Origin of the sequence: Lentilactobacillus rapi DSM 19907 = JCM 15042, from assembly GCF_001436255.1 — a bacterium.
Taxonomy (GTDB): Bacteria; Bacillota; Bacilli; order Lactobacillales; family Lactobacillaceae; genus Lentilactobacillus; species Lentilactobacillus rapi.
The window spans coordinates 1-15298 of sequence record NZ_AZEI01000007.1 but is presented as its reverse complement, the minus strand read 5'-3'; the positions used below and the strand labels follow the sequence as shown (position 1 = coordinate 15298).

Below are 15298 nucleotides of genomic sequence, written 5' to 3'. Positions count from 1 at the left end.
ATTTTGCAAGTATTGTGTGATAATTTCATCATATGAGGTGATTACGAATATGAAAAAGAACAGATCATTAGCCGTTATTTTGACGGTCATCGCAACATTTAGCCTATTCCTAGCCGGTTGTGGCAATTCTTCAAAAAAGAGTTCATCTAACAATGACAGCAATAAGGCCAGTATGCAGAATCCCGTCAAGCATCAATCAGCCAAGGAAGCGTTGGTTTCCAACGACAATCTTTGGTATATGAACGGCTCGATTAACTATAAGAGCAAATCAGGTATCGATGCCTATAAGTTTGATAAGAAGAACAACACCGTCACCATTTACAGCGTTAATAAGATGTACAAGACCTACAGTCAGGCCAAAAAAGCTAATGATTTGGATAAACAGGGAACATTGAAGTATTCTTTCAAGAACGATTCTAAAGATCAACCAGTAATTTATATGAAGGGAAAGCTCTCAGATATCCCAATGGATCAGACTGTTTCTGTTAAGGATAAGGTTTCTGGAACGTACAAAGCAGCTAATTTGAAGGTTTCCGGCTATCAAGTTGTCCGCAATTTGGACGACGATCCAGCCAAGCAAGTGTTGGTAACGCCGGCAGAGTAGGTAGAGAGTGGTTTAAAAAGCGGTTAGTTTCCAGAATATAAGTTAATCAGCCAGGCATTCTGATCTTGAATGTCTGGCTGATTGACTTATATGGCCAGGAACTGCTTTTTAGACCATGTTTTAGCAATACGACATTTGTCTGCTGAGTGGTTTAAAAAGCAACTTGGCTTTTATATTGATAAAACTTGCGACAAACGGCTGATCCCCGCCATTTAAGCAAAAAAGCAACGCATTCAAAAACCAGAATGCGTTGCTTTTTTAATATACCCACCACCACTCAAACTTAGAATGATTATCAACAACAATTAATGCTTCTCTCATTTTTCTTATCGTATTGACATTTTCCTAAAATGCCTTTATTGTTTTATTAACTCACATGTTACTGTCAGATTGAAAAATGAGATTAGACCGGAAAACTGTATCCCAATTCCTACCGGTCGATCCACCCCATTAAAGACCAGAAAGGATGGCTGACACCTATGAAATCATTAGCTGAATCACGGCAACGTGGTCAATATATCATCTTAAACGTTCTGGGCGAACGATCAGTTGCTCGACGGCTTGCTGAAATGGGCATGATTGCTGGCAAAAAGGTGACCATTATTTCTCCTTCGCAAGATGCCAGTGGGATGATGATCTATTTCCAGGGGCAGCGCTTAGCGATCAGTTTGGATATTGCCCAACGGATCGTGGTTAGAAGTGTTCAAGAAAAAGCCGGCAAAAAGCTCCGGTCACTTTCAGACCTGCCAAAGGGTGAATCTGGATTGGTTCGTAAAATGGTTGGTGATCGGGCGTTAAGACGCCGATTGCTCGACATGGGGCTCACGAACAACACGCTGATTAAAATTAATCAAGTTGCCCCACTCGGCGATCCTATCGAACTCGTGGTCCGCGGCTACAAATTAAGTCTAAGGAAACGAGACGCCAGCTGTATTTTAATCGAGGAGGTGTAGCGCATGGAAATGTCCCAACTTGCCCTGATTGGCAATCCGAACAGCGGCAAAACCACCCTGTTCAATGCCTTGACGGGGTCTAACCAACACATCGGCAATTGGCCGGGCGTCACCGTGGAACGGAAAAGTGGCGTCCTCAAACATAATAAGAACATGGTTGTCCAAGATCTCCCCGGCATTTATTCCCTCTCTCCTTATAGCTCAGAGGAAATGATCACTCGCAAATATCTTCTGGACGAGTTACCTGATCAGACATTGGACGTTGTCGATTCGACCAACCTGGAACGCAATTTATATTTAACATTACAATTAATGGAAACTGGGATTCCGCTATTATTGATTCTCAACATGATGGATATTTTAAAAAAACAGCACCATCGCCGAATCAATCTCAAAAAATTATCTTACATATTAGATGTGCCCGTTGTCAGCATTAGTGCCCTCAAGAAGCAAAATTTGGATCAGCTGACCGAAAAAATTGAAGCCAGGGATGCCGAAGAACACCACTACGCATTTCCCGAATACGATTATCGATTGGAGTCCGCCCTATCGATGATTCAAGAACAGCTAAAGGGCCTCATCCCCGACAACGAATTGCGGTGGTACTCGATCAAAGTGTTCGAACGCGACGAAGCGGTCACCGCCACTCTTGATTTGACTGAGCAGCAACAGCAAGAAATTGAAGCTACTATCAAAGCTTCCGAAAAAATCTTTGACGACAATAGCGATAGCATCGTTGTAAATGCAAGGTACGATTATATTGCCCGAATCATCAAAATATGTGTCATCGACACGAACGATTTTTCGTTATCCATCAGTGATCGCGTTGACCAGATTGTCACCAATCGTTGGCTCGCCTTACCAATTTTTGTGTTGGTCATGTGGCTGGTTTACTACCTGTCAATTCAAACCATCGGGACGATTGGCAGTGATTGGGTCAACGACACCCTCTTTGGTGCCTGGATTCCTCACGCCACCACAACTATTTTGAATAGTCTCGGGGTCGCGGCATGGTTAAAAGGGTTAATCATCGACGGGATTATCGGTGGAATTGGGTCGGTCCTCGGCTTTCTCCCCCAAGTCATGATGTTGTTCTTGTGTCTGGGAATTCTCGAGGACTGCGGCTATATGGCCCGAATTGCGTTTGTCATGGATCGAATTTTTCACCGCTTCAACCTTTCTGGAAAATCGTTCATCCCAATGCTGATTGCGACTGGCTGTGGCGTTCCTGGAATCATGGCAACCAGAACAATTGAGAGCGATAAAGATCGGCGCATGACAATTATGCTGACAACGTTTATGCCTTGTTCGGCCAAACTGACCGTGATTGCCTTGATTAGTGGCACCTTTTTTGCCCATAACACTTGGGTCGCCCCTTCCGCTTACTTTCTGGGAATGCTGGCAGTCGTTGGCTCTGGGGTATTCTTGAAGAAGACCAAATTATTCGAAGGCGCCCCTGCCCCATTTGTAATGGAATTGCCAGCCTATCATTGGCCAAAGCTGGGTAATACCCTTCAGAGTGTTTGGTTCCGGGCTCACGCATTTATCATGAAAGCCGGTACGATTATTTTCATCTCGTGTGTGGCCATTTGGTTCTTGCAAAGCTTTAATTTCAGGCTGCAAATGGTTGATCAGAACCACAGTATCCTTCAAGCACTTGGCACATTGCTGTCACCAATTTTTGCCCCACTCGGGTTCGGTGACTGGCATGCAACCGTGGCCGTCATTGCTGGCTTAATTGCCAAGGAAAATTGTGTGGGAACGCTGCACATCACCTTTGGCGGCAGTAATGCGGATTTTGTGAATGCTTTGCGGGCAACTTACTCACCAATGGCCGGTTACGCATTCCTGGCATTCAACCTGTTGTGCGCGCCATGTTTTGCCGCCATCGGAACCATGTACAAAGAATTCGGTGACGCCGGTTGGACATGGCGGGCGGTTGGGTACCAAACCTTGGTAGCCTACATGGTCGCCGTCATTATTTATCAGAGTTCGCAGATTATGGCCGCCAACTTTTCACCAGTCGGCTTGGTCATCGCTGCTGTCGCACTAGTCACAATGGTTTATGGTTTGTTCATCAAACGTGAACACGCCGATTTAGGAATTACATTGGACGCATAGAAGGGAGCCCTCAAGATGGGAACATTGATTGTTGCAGTAATCCTTTTTGGGTTACTGGGTTACGCCGTTTACACCCGCTTTTTGAAAAAAGGTGCCAAAGGATCATGCCACGAATGTTCAGAAATTGGCTGTCCGTTGGTTGACCAGGCAAAGGTGGTTCAAAGTAAGAACAAGATGGTGAAGAAGCCCCGGGCGTGATGAGCCTTGAATTGATGTTGCTGGGTTCATCGAATATGTCTTGTTAACTGAACACTATCACTTCTTCAGATCCTCTCCACAGTTAAGAGGTCATCTTTGGTGGTCGTTAGCTTCTCGTTGTGCTCTGTGTACGATTGTTTTGCTATCTTTATCACCCTATGATATGATTGTATATGAAAAGTAGCTATCGGACTGCATTCCGATAGCTACAAGCGTGAATTAGAATGATGCGGGTAGCTAATCGTTATTGACGGTTAGCTTTTTTATATTCTTATATGCGACTGATAACAACACAATTCAACAAAAGTCTAACAACGTACCACGTCCGGTAATTTTATAATCCCTTATACGTTAAAAAGGAACCCCTGCCCGGGTTCCCTTTTTGTGTATCTATGACTTCCCTTGTCATCTTGAATAATATCCAACAAAAGGCCAAGTGTCAAGCAAGTTTAACTAGTTTTCATACTCAAAATTCAAATCCTGCAACGTATTCATATTAACCAGTACCGATTGGATGTCGTCGATCAATGCCAAGGCAACCACGGCCCCAGAACCTTCACCGACTGCCATCCCCAATTGCAGTAATGGCTTCAAATCAAGATAATCCAGCACCCGTTGCGCACCTTTTTCACCGGACAAATGAGAAGCAATCAGGTGATCAGTAATATCAGGGTAAAAGGCTTTCGCCAATACCGCAGCGGCATCTGAAATGAAGCCATCCATAATGACTGGCACGCCGGCTTCAGCCCCGGCAATCATGGTACCAACCGTTGCGCCAATTTCAAAGCCGCCGACTTTACTCAACACACCAAGGGGATCAGTCTTATCAGGCTGGCGAGCAGCCAAGATGTCTTTGATCACTTGCTTCTTATGCTCAAATTGCTTAACGGAAATATCAGAACCCTTATCCACCACGTCGTCAACCGGCAGTGCAAGCATCGTTGACACAATCGCCGATGACGCACTGGTATTGCCGAGACCAACTTCGCCTAGCAACAACAGTTGGTTGCCGTCAGCGATTGCCTGCTTGGCATTGTCATAGCCAGTTTGAATTGACTTAACAGCGTCTTGCCGACTCATCGCATCACTTGTCAGCATGTTCTTGGTGCCGCGCTGAATCTTCTCGTCCACCATCTTAGTCGTCTGATAGTTCCCAGCCAGACCAATATCAAATACCTTGACTTCACAACGATTCCGCATTGCCAAGGCGTTCACGCAAGCATGACCTTCCGCGACGTTGGCCGACAAAACGTTGGAAAGCGGTTCTGACGTCGCCGACACCGCCTCTGAAACAATTCCATGATCGGCACAGTATATCAGGCAGATCCGCTGATCAATTTTCAAATCAGTGGTTTCTTGAATCCCAGCCAACTTATCAGCCAATCGTTCCAGCTGGCCCAGTCCCTTAATTGGTTTAGACAAATTATCCAGCTTATCCTGCATCTCGGCTTGAGCCGCCTTAGAAATTGCGTGAAGTTGAATCTGATCAAATGGTTTTTGCATTTTGGTTGCCTTCTTCGTCAATAATTTAGTCATACAAGCTTAGTTTAACCAGGCCAGAAACCGATTACAATCGAAAAAATCTCGGCTGCTAATAATGAACAATAATGTACTATTTCATGCCCATTTACGCTGAAAAACACAAAAAAACATCACCCGAAGATCATTCAAGTGATGCCGTGATTAATTTTATCTTCACTAAGCCAAGGAATCCCATGCCGGCAATTCAACCGGTGCTTGTTTGAGTAAGGCTTGCTGCTCTTGGGTCAGATACTTCTTGTGCACCACGACTTCATAAACATAGTCGTTCATCCAGTCGTCGCTCATGGTGAAGTAACCCTTGACGCCATTCTTGTCGCCCCAGGAATTTTCAACCTTCCACTTGGTTGGCTTGCCGTCATCGTCCAAATCCACCCCAGCTAAGGTCATTGCGTGGGACACCTCGGCTTGGTGATAGGCCAATCGGTTGGCCTTGTCCATTTCCAAGTCAGTTTCAAATAAGTCTGAGTATCGATACAAGTGACTATCCAAGTAACCTTTCTTACGATCCATCTGTTCCAAGACATCGTTGCCGAACCAGACCGTCTCACCATCCTTCAACTGGGCGATTGCTGACTGCTTCAAAGTGTCCATTGGTAAGTTCAAAAATTCGATCTGCTTGCCACCAACCACGTTGTCCTCGCTGGGCATTGAATACAGTTTATTCAACGGCTTATCCGGCGAATTAGTGGCAACCACGTAATCATCTAGGTCAACGCCAAAGTATTGGTCATAAAATTCCTGAGGCGTTAATCCCGAGATCTTGTGGTACTTTTTATCATCATCTCGATATTCAAAATCAACAGTTGTTGGTGGCTCACCAAATGAATAGGCCGTGATCCGATACACTTCGCTCAACATCTGTTTACGGGCAGCTGCAATTTCTTTATCAGATTTCTGGGCGTTCACCATGTCCCGCAATTTCATGCCATCAATTCGCAGCTTCCGGTTCATCACTGTATCAAAGGCGCCAGTATTTTCAACGTTGTTGGTTTCTGGATACTGGCTAACCGGCATCACCCCGTACTTTTGGACCAAGGCAGCCGCCATTGCCCATTGGCCGCCATCACCACCAGGAAGGCTCAAATAGAACTCAACTTCTCGATCATCAGCCGGTCGAGTGGCCGTTGCCAAAATGTGATCATAGAAGATGTTGGCTTCTTCAATCTTGTCCCAGAAGAACAAATACTTTTGAGATAGGTTGAAGTCCCTGACCTTATACTTCTTCGCGAAACGATGCCGCAACGTGTTAACTAGGGAAAACAGCCAGCAGCGGCCACTTTGTTTCTGATTGGTCACTGAACCAGTCTGCAGGTCAACGGAGAAGACTGGATCCAACCGAACTTCAGCGTCCGGATCCTGAGCCGCCTGGTTAATCCCGTTTTGCGTCACAATTCGGGATAGTAAATCGCTTTTAGAGGTGTGCTTAAAATCTGTGTGTAAGCGATCAAAATCTTGTTTATTTAACGAATTTGTTAATTGATCCATTGTAATGATCCTTTCTAAATATGGTATTTTTGAAACTTATCATTATGATATAGGTTGATTACCAATCAGGCTGACAGGATGCATTTGAAGTCATAGATAAGTACATATTAATTTTAATAGTATTCAAAATATAGTACAATACCATTGTATCCAATCTAAGAATAAACCGAGTCATCAAAAGGAAGTGGCGCTCATGACTATCAAAGAAAAGCCAAAGAAAAAGATTCAGGTTAATATTGACAGAGATATTGCCAACCAGGCCGAACAGGTTTTTAATGAAATCGGCCTTAATCAAACCAGTGCGCTAACTGCGTTTTACAAAAAGGTGATTGCCGAGGGTGGAATGCCGTTTGATTTAAAAATGACTGACGCCCAAAAAGCGACCCTATCCATTCTTAACAATACCAAAGATACGCCAATGCATACCTTTAAAGATGCGAAGGAAGTTCAGAAATGGCTGGATAATCCGGATGAAGACTAATGATATTGTCAGTTTATACGTCAGCTTTGTTGAAACGGGTAGTGGCAAGAAAAGGCCTGTTCTTGTGAGAACCATCAATGACAAGTACGTTCAAGCCTTCAAAATTACGACAAAATATCACCATAAGTCCCCTCACATTCAGCGTCAATATTTTCATATCCATGACTGGCGTCAAGCTGGTCTGTACAAGGAGTCATGGGTTGATATTGGTCAAATTTTGAATTTCCCAAAAATCGGGTTAACTTTTAAGACTATTGGTCGTTTATCTGATCAAGATATCCTAAACCTTGACGCGTTTATCAAGAATTTCAAGTTAAGCTCTCATAAAGATGAGTTGTGAAGCCCGAGGATGAAGCAAATTGTCATAATTTGTTTCATCCTTTTTGCTCTCCAAAGCTTCTCATTACGACGAGACTACTTAGATTCGTTTTCTTAACTTAGGGGTTACCAAGTAAGCAATCACCGCACCCACCAAGCCTTGAATCAAGTTGGTGCCAATGCCGACAAACCCGGCGTACATCGTATACAGAACTGAGTCGGCCACAAAATAGCCGATGACCATAATTACGATTCCAACGCTAACCGCGATCAGTTTGGTCCATTTCTTATCGGTATTTTTACCCGCGATCAGGCCAACAATCAGCCCTTCTGCACCATGGACAATCAGTGAGAACCACATGTACTGGCCATACCCGGAAATCAGGTCCAGTAGAAAGCCACTGGCACCACCGACAACCCCACCAACTCTTGGCCCAAGTAACAGGGCACTGATGAAAATTCCGGCATCACATAAATTGACATTGCCGTGGGTCATTGGCACCGGAATGATAAAGAAGCGACTGATCGCAACCGTCACCGCGATGAACATCGCTGTTAAAACCATCTTAAAAATATCCGTACTAACTTTGCCACCCACACTTTTTCGATCCATCAATTCATTCCTCCTAATATGTAATCTTCTTTATTTGCTGCTGTAAACTCGTACTTTGCGCGTTCACCGCCAATTAATTTTGGTCGGGACGCTAAACAAACCACGTTAGCTGCGCCCACTTGGCGGTGACTCATCCGGATTGGAATCTGAACGTACTTGACGTGCATCCCAATTTCCGTGCCGCCAATATCGATGCCCCCAAACGCAGTGATATGTTCAACTTCAACTGGATCGCTCATCTTTTCGTACGCCGCTACTTGCGTGCCTCCGCCGGCATGCATGGCCGGAACCACGGACACAATTTCCAAGTCATGCTTTTCGGCAACTGACCGCTCAACTAATAAGGCCCGATTGATATGTTCGCAGCCCTGAATGGCAAGGTTGATATGGCGGGGAATGAGGAACTTATTTAAGGTGTCCACAACTGCATTGCCAACATCTAACCGAGAATTCGTCCCTTTCCAGTCACCACTAATCTCGCTGGTGCTACAGCCCACGACAAACACCCCATTTTCTGGGAACTTCACCTTATCAAAATATTCAGTCAACACAGTGCCCAAATCATCTTTAATCGTTTGGAGTAACATATTGTCACACTTCTTCCCTATTTTGGCCGAGCGTAAATCTGGCAACATCATACAACGTTTTGGTTAAATCCAGTCCGTATTTTCGATCACTTGTCGGTCGATGATTGGTTTGGACAACCGCTTCATAAGTTCCGAAAACCGCCCGTTTTACGGCGGATTCGAAGTTCATTTCAAAGTTTAGGTAGCCACCCAGCAACGCGGCAAACAGATCACCGGTTCCATAAAAGTGACCTGGCAGGATCGGTGAGCTGATCCAAATGAGTTTGTCCCCCCGCAAAAAGCAGCTGCCAATTCCACCATCCCGTTTAACCCCGGTGATAATCACTGTGGCCTTGGTATCACAGGCCTGAATTGCGGCGATCAGCTGGTCGTCGGTTGATTGTTCCGTCAATTTGGTTCCGCTTAAAAGCCCTAATTCCGTCATATTCGGGGTAATCACGGTGGCAAGCTTGACCAGCTGCTTGATTGCTTCAAGATAATCCTCGCCAAAACCAGCATACATTTCACCACGGTCGCCCATGACCGGGTCAACCAGAATCCGTTTCAACTTCAGTCGAGTGAGTTGATCAGCCAGTTGGCGACACGTTTGGATCTTGCCTACATAGCCAATCACCGCAGACTCAATGTTCAAGTCTGCCAAATGATCCCAGTGCTTGAAAGCCTTCGTCATCCAGTCATCCAGATTCAGGACAGCAGGCTGCCCAAATCCTTCACTTTGAGTCGATAAAATCTCAGTTGGCACGGCCGCCGTTTGAATCCCAAACGCGGCAAATGTAGAAATAGCAGCGGTTATTGACATCCTCCCAACCGCAGAAAAATCCTCAGCGACCAACAATTTTGAATCAAAGATAATATCACTCCTTCAGCGAAACCTATTACGAACAATTGTACCGCATTCGCGTGCGAAAATTAACGGTTTACACATTATTCTCTCATAAGCGTAGGTTAAGTATACCAAGTTGGGGAGGAGTTACCAATACCTTTTCAGGTAACCCACAAAAATCTCGTGGAATCAGCAACATCCACCTTCTTGGAGGATAGTTAACTTTCACGAAATTACTTTTTAAGTCAGCTATTTTGAAAAGAAGTAGCCGTTAGCCACTTTCAGGGAATCGAAGTCCTTTTCACTTCACTCAATTTGGGGGCAACAAAATTGGTTTGCCTCTTGCCCTCCTTCACATTAAGCGGTATGTTTTTATTAACATATTTCTCATATTTCATGATCGGAGTGATACCATGCTCGCCTGGATTAGCCTGCAACACAGCGTAATCGAGATTCAAGCACTTCAGTTGACCGTTTTCTAATTCAATAAACTGGAGTGCATTAAAATGAAAATTAAATATCCAACGAACATCGCCAAAGGCTACACATACAGCTTTTTATCCTGGTTCGGAATTACTGGTCTGTGGGTCATGTACCTGCAGACTAAGGGCCTCAGCCTAGTTGAAATCGGCCTATGTGAGAGCATCTTTCACGTTGCCAGCTTTATCTTTGAAGTCCCATCCGGCGTGTTAGCCGACCGTTTTTCGTACCGCTTCGATCTATTTTGGGGACGAGTTGCAGCGATTGTCTCCGCCCTGATCATGTTATTTGGTCAAAATTTCTGGCTATTTGCCGGCGGATTTGTTCTGAACGCGTTGTCGTACAATTTGCAATCGGGTACCATTGACGCATTGCTCTACGATTCACTAATCCCGGCCAAGTTGACCGACAAGTATCCCCAAATCGCCAGTAACGTTGACATTGTGATTGAATTTGCCGACACAGCCGGCGTTGTGATTGCGGGCTTCTTAGTTCACTGGCACTTTGAGTTAACTTACGTTATTTCAATCTTTGCGAGTTTCTTCGGGATCATTACCGTTCTCTTGTTTAAAGAACCCCGGATCACGAAGTCAAAAGCAGCTGCCGACCAACCAACCGTCAAATCAATTGTGATTACTTCATGGCAGGTTTTAAAACACAATCATCAGCTGCGAAACTTGATGTTGTTCGATGCCTTCTTTGCCAGCATTTGTATGACCTATTACTATTATTTCCAGTCATTAATGGAAACTGATTCCTTTTCTGGTTGGATGATCTCCGCATTGATGATTCTGTCAGCGCTGGTTAACATCGCAGGCATTCGAATGACCCCTCAGATTCAGGCCCATTTTTCCAAGCGCTCGTTAATTTTACTGCTGAGCTTGAGTTTGGTCGTGCTGTTGCTGCTGAGCTGGATTAACTCAACACCGCTCTTGGTTGGAATATTCTTACTGTCGCAATTATTAGGTGCCTTGATCACCCCCATCTTCAGTAATTACTACAATACCATGATTGCCTCTGAACAGCGGGCCACGCTATTGAGTGTCGCGAGTGTCCTGTTCTCGATGGCGATGATTGTCATGTTCCCGGCTATGGGCTGGTTAATCCAAAACCAAGGCTTTTCATTTGCGTTTGGCATAATCGGTGTGGGCACGCTGGTTATTTTAGTGCTGATGCAAAAATCTTTTCGAACAAAGTAAATATTAAAAAATTGAGATTAGATATTGTAGTCTCGGAGCTTAATTTTAAAAAAATCGCGTCATCATTCTGATTTGGGAATGATGGCGCGTTTTGTTTAGTGACAGGGATTAGCGGCTCATTAACGATCTTTTGAATCTGGCTAGCAATGCCAACAAGGCCACACAAACCCATCTCCTTGAATTTCTCTGATTTTACTATCTTGCTTTACAAACTACTGATTTTAGGCTATCCTACTATCATGCAATACAAACTAGTGGGGAAGTGATTGTTTGGTTCGGACCGATCCATCAAGTCAAATGCTCAAAGGGATTTTGCAGGGGTGTTTATTGATTTTAATTAACGAAAAGCCATTTTATGGTTATTCAATCAGCCAAGAATTATCAAAGTTTGGGTTTGCTGATGTCCCGAAAGGCACCATCTATCCATTGTTGATGACGATGGAAAAAAAGAAGCTGATTGAAGGCAAACGGCAGCCATCAAGTGAAGGGCCGCAGCGAAAGTACTATTATTTAACGCCAACGGGTAAGGTGGCCAAGGATCATTTCATTCAACAGTGGTCAACCCTCTCAACGGGTGTCAACGACTTAATCCGAAAAGGAAGTGAACAGCCATGAACGCAAAACAACTTATTGAAGAAAATAATCAACTTCGCGAGCGATTAACACCTGAAAATAAAGCCTACTACGAAGAACTCATGGTGTACGTTCGTGGTAAGGCACTATTTAAACGTGAAAGTGATATTGAACAAATTCTGCTTGATATTCTAACGGATATTCTCGCTGCTCAAGCAGATGGCCAAAGTGCCCGCAATTATTTTGGTAAAGATCCGCAAGCCTCAGCCGATGAACTTCTAGAATCAATACCCCGCAGTTTTAGCGAAAGTTTTAAAATTGGGCTATTGTTAATGGTTTGCTACGTACTGGTTTTTGCCATTCCGTTATTTATTGCTCCCCAAGCCGGCGTTGATTTGGGCAAGCTACTCTTAATGGGATTGCTGGCATTAGTCTTCGCCAACTCGGTCTTATGGCTCATTAGCAACGGTGTCTATCAAAAAAGTCGCTGGAAAAGGGGACTGGGATACGGGCTAGCAGTAATCGCCTTTGTGGTTATCGTCATTGGCAGTGTCTTCATCAAAACACCACTGATTATCCATTTTAGTAACTTATTGGGAATTGCCGCAATCATCATTTTATTTGCCATAACAACATTTATCTATATCAAAATTTTTCATCATGACGTGATGTCGACAATTGTCTACGTCGTGATTAGTATTGATGCGCTATTGGGAATTGGGGTTCGCCTGCCGGTAATCGGTGAGTTTCTCTCCAAGCCGCTATTTCCCAAATCACTGGCACTTTGGATCATCATTCCACTATGTATCATTGCCGCACTAATTGGTGGTTTTGGTACTTATTATTTATTAGCGAGAGAAAACAAGAAAAAATGATTCCAGCCCGATAACGGTTGAAATCATTTTTTCTTTCTTTTATTCGTTTTCAAGCAATGCCTTACCCTTAGCGTAATTCACTTGACGTTCACTCTCTGGCATCATACTGCCACCAGTTGCCCAAACAATATGGGTGGCATTGGCGGAATTAAATGCTGGCACGTGCCCGATCAATGGCTCAATTGCCGTGAATCCGGCAGCCGCAGAAGGCTCAACCGTAATTCCCTGCGTATCGGTGAGCTGGGTGACGTACCGATAGATGGTCGGATCTTCGAAAGTTGCGCAACCAAACAGCAATGTCCGCATCACTTTACCAGCCAGCCGCGATGGTCGGCCAACTGCCAATCCATCGGCCGCAGTGAGGCCATCCAACCCAATATCATAAACGGAAATCTTATTATTAAGTCCGGTCATCATCCCCAATGTGACCGATGGTACGTGGGTCGGCTCGCAAAAGACGGCGTGAATATATGGACCAATAATCGTCTTCAGGCCAAACGTTACCCCACTGGGACTGCCGCCAACCCCAGCTGGTAGGTAAACCAAAACGGGATGGGTGCGGTCAACTTTGATATGATGCTGCTTAAGCTGTTCCTGCAGCCGAACTGCGGCCACAGAATAGCCTAAGAACAGGTCAGTGGACCCTTCGTCATCAATAAAATGAATGGTTGGATCCTTTTGGGCTGCGGTCCTGGCAATCGACACAACTTCAGAAAAGTTGGTTTGATACTCCATCACGGTCACCCCATTGGCCCGCAACTTATCTTTCTTCCACTGTTTGGCATCGTGGGACATATAGACGGTGGTCTTGAAGCCAAAAGTAGCGGCCATGATGCCGACACTGAGCGCCAGATTCCCGGTCGAAGCCACGGCGATTCCATAGTGAGCAAAGAGCTGCTTATACTGGTCAGTGGCCAGAATGCTATAATCATCCATGTACGCCAAGTCCGTATTTGCCATCGCAACTTCTTCAGCAAACTTAAGAACCTCATAAATCCCACCACGAGATTTGATGGAACCAGAAATCGGCAGTTCGTTATCAGCCTTCAGATATAATTTGCCAGCTAAAGACTGACGATGATCTGCATTCCACTGGGCCTTCATTTGATCTAGTTCGATTAACGGTGACTCAATCACACCATCCATACTGGCAGTTTCAGGAAATACCCGTTCCAAATAGGGTGCAAACCGCTCCCAACGGGCTACCGCGTCAAAAATATCGGCCTTGCTAAATGGCAGCTCAGCCCGCTGCCCATAATCTGGATTCTGCCAAAAAATGGGCTCTTGTGAAATCAATTGATTAATTTGTGGATGCTTTGTCACTAAAGATTGCTCAATTGTCATCGCTATCGTCCCCTGTAGTTCAATGTTTTAGGAACAGTATAGTGCTTAAAGCTTCCAACTGAGTGAGAGTTATATTAAACTTTGTTAATTATTAAACATGCTACCAAAGCGGTGTGAATCACCTTACCAACTAAAAGCCTTGGGCCGCCTGTTGAATTGCTTGTGGTACCGTAAATTTTTTGACCTTGTTGATGTTATGATACGTGCCAGTTACCTTTTCAGTCACCGATTTTTTGGTGAGTTTATCTCGATACTTCATCGAAATAAACGTTTTGGTGGGCAGTGACGTTTTCTTATTGAGGGTGTACTGATACTCGAAATGGGTAATCCGAACGTTTTTCAATGTCTTATTGGCCTGCTTGCCAGCCTCAGAAACAATGATCTGTTTAGCTGCTTTCACCCCGGCTGGATTGACGCCCTTATATGAAAGCGTGTAGGTCTGGTCATTCTCTTTGAGCTTCAAATCTGATTTGAGATGCGTCAGGACGGCTGCGTTACCAGAAGCCGTCAATTGGCGTTTGAGCTGCTTGACCAATTCACTCTTCTGGTTAACCTTGCCTTTGTACCAAACGTTTTCAGACTTCATGTACATATTGTTCTGATCAAAATAGTAATGATCAACCAGCTTGCCACCGTTGCCCAGCGTGACCTTCATGATCATGGGGCTCAAGTGAAATTGACCGGAAACCAGGCCCGTGGTCGCCTGACCCTTATGAATCGTTTTGATGACTAAGCGGGAACGACCACTTTTAACAGTCTTAACTGCCTTAGTCGCCTTTTGAGCAATTTGGGTGGCACTTGGTTGATGATTAGACTTCTTGGAACTACAGCCGGCTGTCAGGACGCCGAGGACAGCAACCGCTAAAACAACGAATTTTTTCATTTGGATCTCCCCAATAATGATTATTTATTTCATGATAGCATAGTGTAGAAGCAGGCGATACACATCGCTAGTCGGCTTTCATTGCTTCTTTACTAAATTGTTAGTACGAGCGCCAAATGGCTGACCCCTGCCACTTAAGCAAAAAAAGCAACGCATTCCAAAAACTGAAGTGAACCCCAATAGTTGGAGATAATATTTAATAATTTTCAGGCACATAAC

Annotated in this window: 16 protein-coding genes; 9 read left to right on the top strand and 7 right to left on the bottom strand. The window is 44.6% G+C overall.

Annotated features, from left to right (window positions below; all coding sequences use genetic code 11):
- Window positions 1–49: 49 nt before the first annotated feature.
- The 4 genes from FD12_RS01370 (at window position 50) to FD12_RS01355 (ending at window position 3876) form a co-directional block, all read left to right on the top strand.
- A complete protein-coding gene (locus FD12_RS01370) occupies window positions 50–604 on the top strand; it encodes a hypothetical protein (RefSeq protein ID WP_056981262.1) in 555 nt (184 codons plus the stop codon).
- 479 nt (window positions 605–1083) lie between these two features.
- Window positions 1084–1557, top strand: coding sequence for a FeoA family protein (locus FD12_RS01365; RefSeq protein WP_054747388.1), 474 nt, complete (start codon window positions 1084–1086; stop codon window positions 1555–1557).
- 3 nt (window positions 1558–1560) lie between these two features.
- Entirely contained in the window at window positions 1561–3678 is a 2118-nt protein-coding gene (gene feoB / locus FD12_RS01360) for a ferrous iron transport protein B (protein WP_056981260.1), read from the top strand.
- Between the two features lie 15 nt (window positions 3679–3693).
- Complete coding sequence (locus FD12_RS01355; protein WP_054747387.1) at window positions 3694–3876, top strand: FeoB-associated Cys-rich membrane protein; 183 nt, start codon at window positions 3694–3696, stop codon at window positions 3874–3876.
- 453 nt (window positions 3877–4329) lie between these two features.
- On the opposite strand, the gene cobT is transcribed toward FD12_RS01355, so the two are convergent.
- The gene (cobT, locus tag FD12_RS01350) at window positions 4330–5379 is read right to left on the bottom strand and encodes a nicotinate-nucleotide--dimethylbenzimidazole phosphoribosyltransferase (RefSeq protein ID WP_082622122.1); all 1050 of its coding nucleotides are present in this window, start codon (window positions 5377–5379) and stop codon (window positions 4330–4332) included.
- A gap of 195 nt (window positions 5380–5574) precedes the next feature.
- The gene (locus FD12_RS01345) at window positions 5575–6903 is read right to left on the bottom strand and encodes a C1 family peptidase (protein ID WP_056981258.1); all 1329 of its coding nucleotides are present in this window, start codon (window positions 6901–6903) and stop codon (window positions 5575–5577) included.
- Window positions 6904–7096: 193 nt separating this feature from the next.
- Here FD12_RS01345 and FD12_RS01340 point away from each other — a divergent pair, with 193 nt between their 5' ends.
- Together FD12_RS01340 and FD12_RS01335 are read left to right on the top strand one after the other, a co-directional pair.
- Entirely contained in the window at window positions 7097–7384 is a 288-nt protein-coding gene (locus tag FD12_RS01340; RefSeq protein ID WP_054747381.1) for a type II toxin-antitoxin system RelB/DinJ family antitoxin, read from the top strand.
- Entirely contained in the window at window positions 7374–7724 is a 351-nt protein-coding gene (locus FD12_RS01335; RefSeq protein ID WP_054747379.1) for a type II toxin-antitoxin system PemK/MazF family toxin, read from the top strand. The genes FD12_RS01340 and FD12_RS01335 overlap by 11 nt, the downstream gene beginning before the upstream one ends.
- Window positions 7725–7802: 78 nt before the next feature.
- Here the strand turns inward: FD12_RS01335 and FD12_RS01330 are convergent, their stop codons facing one another.
- Genes FD12_RS01330 through FD12_RS01320 form a run of 3 tightly spaced genes read right to left on the bottom strand, consistent with a single transcriptional unit; the run spans window position 7803 to window position 9701 of the window.
- A complete protein-coding gene (locus FD12_RS01330) occupies window positions 7803–8315 on the bottom strand; it encodes an ECF transporter S component (protein WP_054747377.1) in 513 nt (170 codons plus the stop codon).
- Window positions 8315–8902 (bottom strand): TIGR01440 family protein, encoded by a 588-nt coding sequence (locus tag FD12_RS01325; protein ID WP_054747375.1) that lies wholly within the window; start codon window positions 8900–8902, stop codon window positions 8315–8317. Before FD12_RS01325 ends, FD12_RS01330 begins: the two co-directional genes overlap by 1 nt.
- Window positions 8903–8906: 4 nt before the next feature.
- The gene (locus tag FD12_RS01320) at window positions 8907–9701 is read right to left on the bottom strand and encodes a PfkB family carbohydrate kinase (RefSeq protein ID WP_056981256.1); all 795 of its coding nucleotides are present in this window, start codon (window positions 9699–9701) and stop codon (window positions 8907–8909) included.
- A 530-nt stretch (window positions 9702–10231) separates the two neighbouring features.
- Between FD12_RS01320 and FD12_RS01315 the strand changes: the two genes are divergently transcribed.
- The 3 genes from FD12_RS01315 to FD12_RS01305 all read left to right on the top strand — a co-directional run bounded on the left by FD12_RS01315 (window position 10232) and on the right by FD12_RS01305 (window position 12852).
- Window positions 10232–11404: an MFS transporter gene (locus FD12_RS01315; protein WP_056981254.1), complete on the top strand. Its 1173-nt coding sequence runs from the start codon at window positions 10232–10234 to the stop codon at window positions 11402–11404.
- Between the two features lie 297 nt (window positions 11405–11701).
- Complete coding sequence (locus tag FD12_RS01310; protein ID WP_186825941.1) at window positions 11702–12019, top strand: PadR family transcriptional regulator; 318 nt, start codon at window positions 11702–11704, stop codon at window positions 12017–12019.
- Complete coding sequence (locus FD12_RS01305; RefSeq protein ID WP_056981251.1) at window positions 12016–12852, top strand: DUF1129 domain-containing protein; 837 nt, start codon at window positions 12016–12018, stop codon at window positions 12850–12852. Before FD12_RS01310 ends, FD12_RS01305 begins: the two co-directional genes overlap by 4 nt.
- Window positions 12853–12891: 39 nt before the next feature.
- Here the strand turns inward: FD12_RS01305 and FD12_RS01300 are convergent, their stop codons facing one another.
- Both FD12_RS01300 and FD12_RS01295 read right to left on the bottom strand, forming a co-directional pair.
- On the bottom strand, window positions 12892–14196 hold the full coding sequence (locus FD12_RS01300) for a D-serine ammonia-lyase (protein ID WP_056981249.1): 1305 nt from the start codon (window positions 14194–14196) through the stop codon (window positions 12892–12894).
- Between the two features lie 130 nt (window positions 14197–14326).
- On the bottom strand, window positions 14327–15079 hold the full coding sequence (locus tag FD12_RS01295; RefSeq protein ID WP_056981247.1) for a DUF6612 family protein: 753 nt from the start codon (window positions 15077–15079) through the stop codon (window positions 14327–14329).
- Window positions 15080–15298 lie beyond the last annotated feature (219 nt).

Excerpts from the sequence above, each read along its gene's own strand:
- feoB (WP_056981260.1), top strand. The coding sequence starts at position 1,561 with ATGGAAATGTCCCAACTTGCCCTGATTGGCAATCCGAACAGCGGCAAA.
- FD12_RS01330 (WP_054747377.1), bottom strand. The coding sequence starts at position 8,315 with ATGGATCGAAAAAGTGTGGGTGGCAAAGTTAGTACGGATATTTTTAAG.
- cobT (WP_082622122.1), bottom strand. The coding sequence starts at position 5,379 with ATGCAAAAACCATTTGATCAGATTCAACTTCACGCAATTTCTAAGGCG.
- FD12_RS01340 (WP_054747381.1), top strand. The coding sequence starts at position 7,097 with ATGACTATCAAAGAAAAGCCAAAGAAAAAGATTCAGGTTAATATTGAC.
- FD12_RS01300 (WP_056981249.1), bottom strand. The coding sequence starts at position 14,196 with ATGACAATTGAGCAATCTTTAGTGACAAAGCATCCACAAATTAATCAA.
- FD12_RS01295 (WP_056981247.1), bottom strand. The coding sequence starts at position 15,079 with ATGAAAAAATTCGTTGTTTTAGCGGTTGCTGTCCTCGGCGTCCTGACA.
- FD12_RS01315 (WP_056981254.1), top strand. The coding sequence starts at position 10,232 with ATGAAAATTAAATATCCAACGAACATCGCCAAAGGCTACACATACAGC.
- FD12_RS01365 (WP_054747388.1), top strand. The coding sequence starts at position 1,084 with ATGAAATCATTAGCTGAATCACGGCAACGTGGTCAATATATCATCTTA.
- FD12_RS01345 (WP_056981258.1), bottom strand. The coding sequence starts at position 6,903 with ATGGATCAATTAACAAATTCGTTAAATAAACAAGATTTTGATCGCTTA.
- FD12_RS01305 (WP_056981251.1), top strand. The coding sequence starts at position 12,016 with ATGAACGCAAAACAACTTATTGAAGAAAATAATCAACTTCGCGAGCGA.
- FD12_RS01370 (WP_056981262.1), top strand. The coding sequence starts at position 50 with ATGAAAAAGAACAGATCATTAGCCGTTATTTTGACGGTCATCGCAACA.
- FD12_RS01325 (WP_054747375.1), bottom strand. The coding sequence starts at position 8,902 with ATGTTACTCCAAACGATTAAAGATGATTTGGGCACTGTGTTGACTGAA.
- FD12_RS01355 (WP_054747387.1), top strand. The coding sequence starts at position 3,694 with ATGGGAACATTGATTGTTGCAGTAATCCTTTTTGGGTTACTGGGTTAC.
- FD12_RS01335 (WP_054747379.1), top strand. The coding sequence starts at position 7,374 with ATGAAGACTAATGATATTGTCAGTTTATACGTCAGCTTTGTTGAAACG.
- FD12_RS01310 (WP_186825941.1), top strand. The coding sequence starts at position 11,702 with ATGCTCAAAGGGATTTTGCAGGGGTGTTTATTGATTTTAATTAACGAA.
- FD12_RS01320 (WP_056981256.1), bottom strand. The coding sequence starts at position 9,701 with ATGTCAATAACCGCTGCTATTTCTACATTTGCCGCGTTTGGGATTCAA.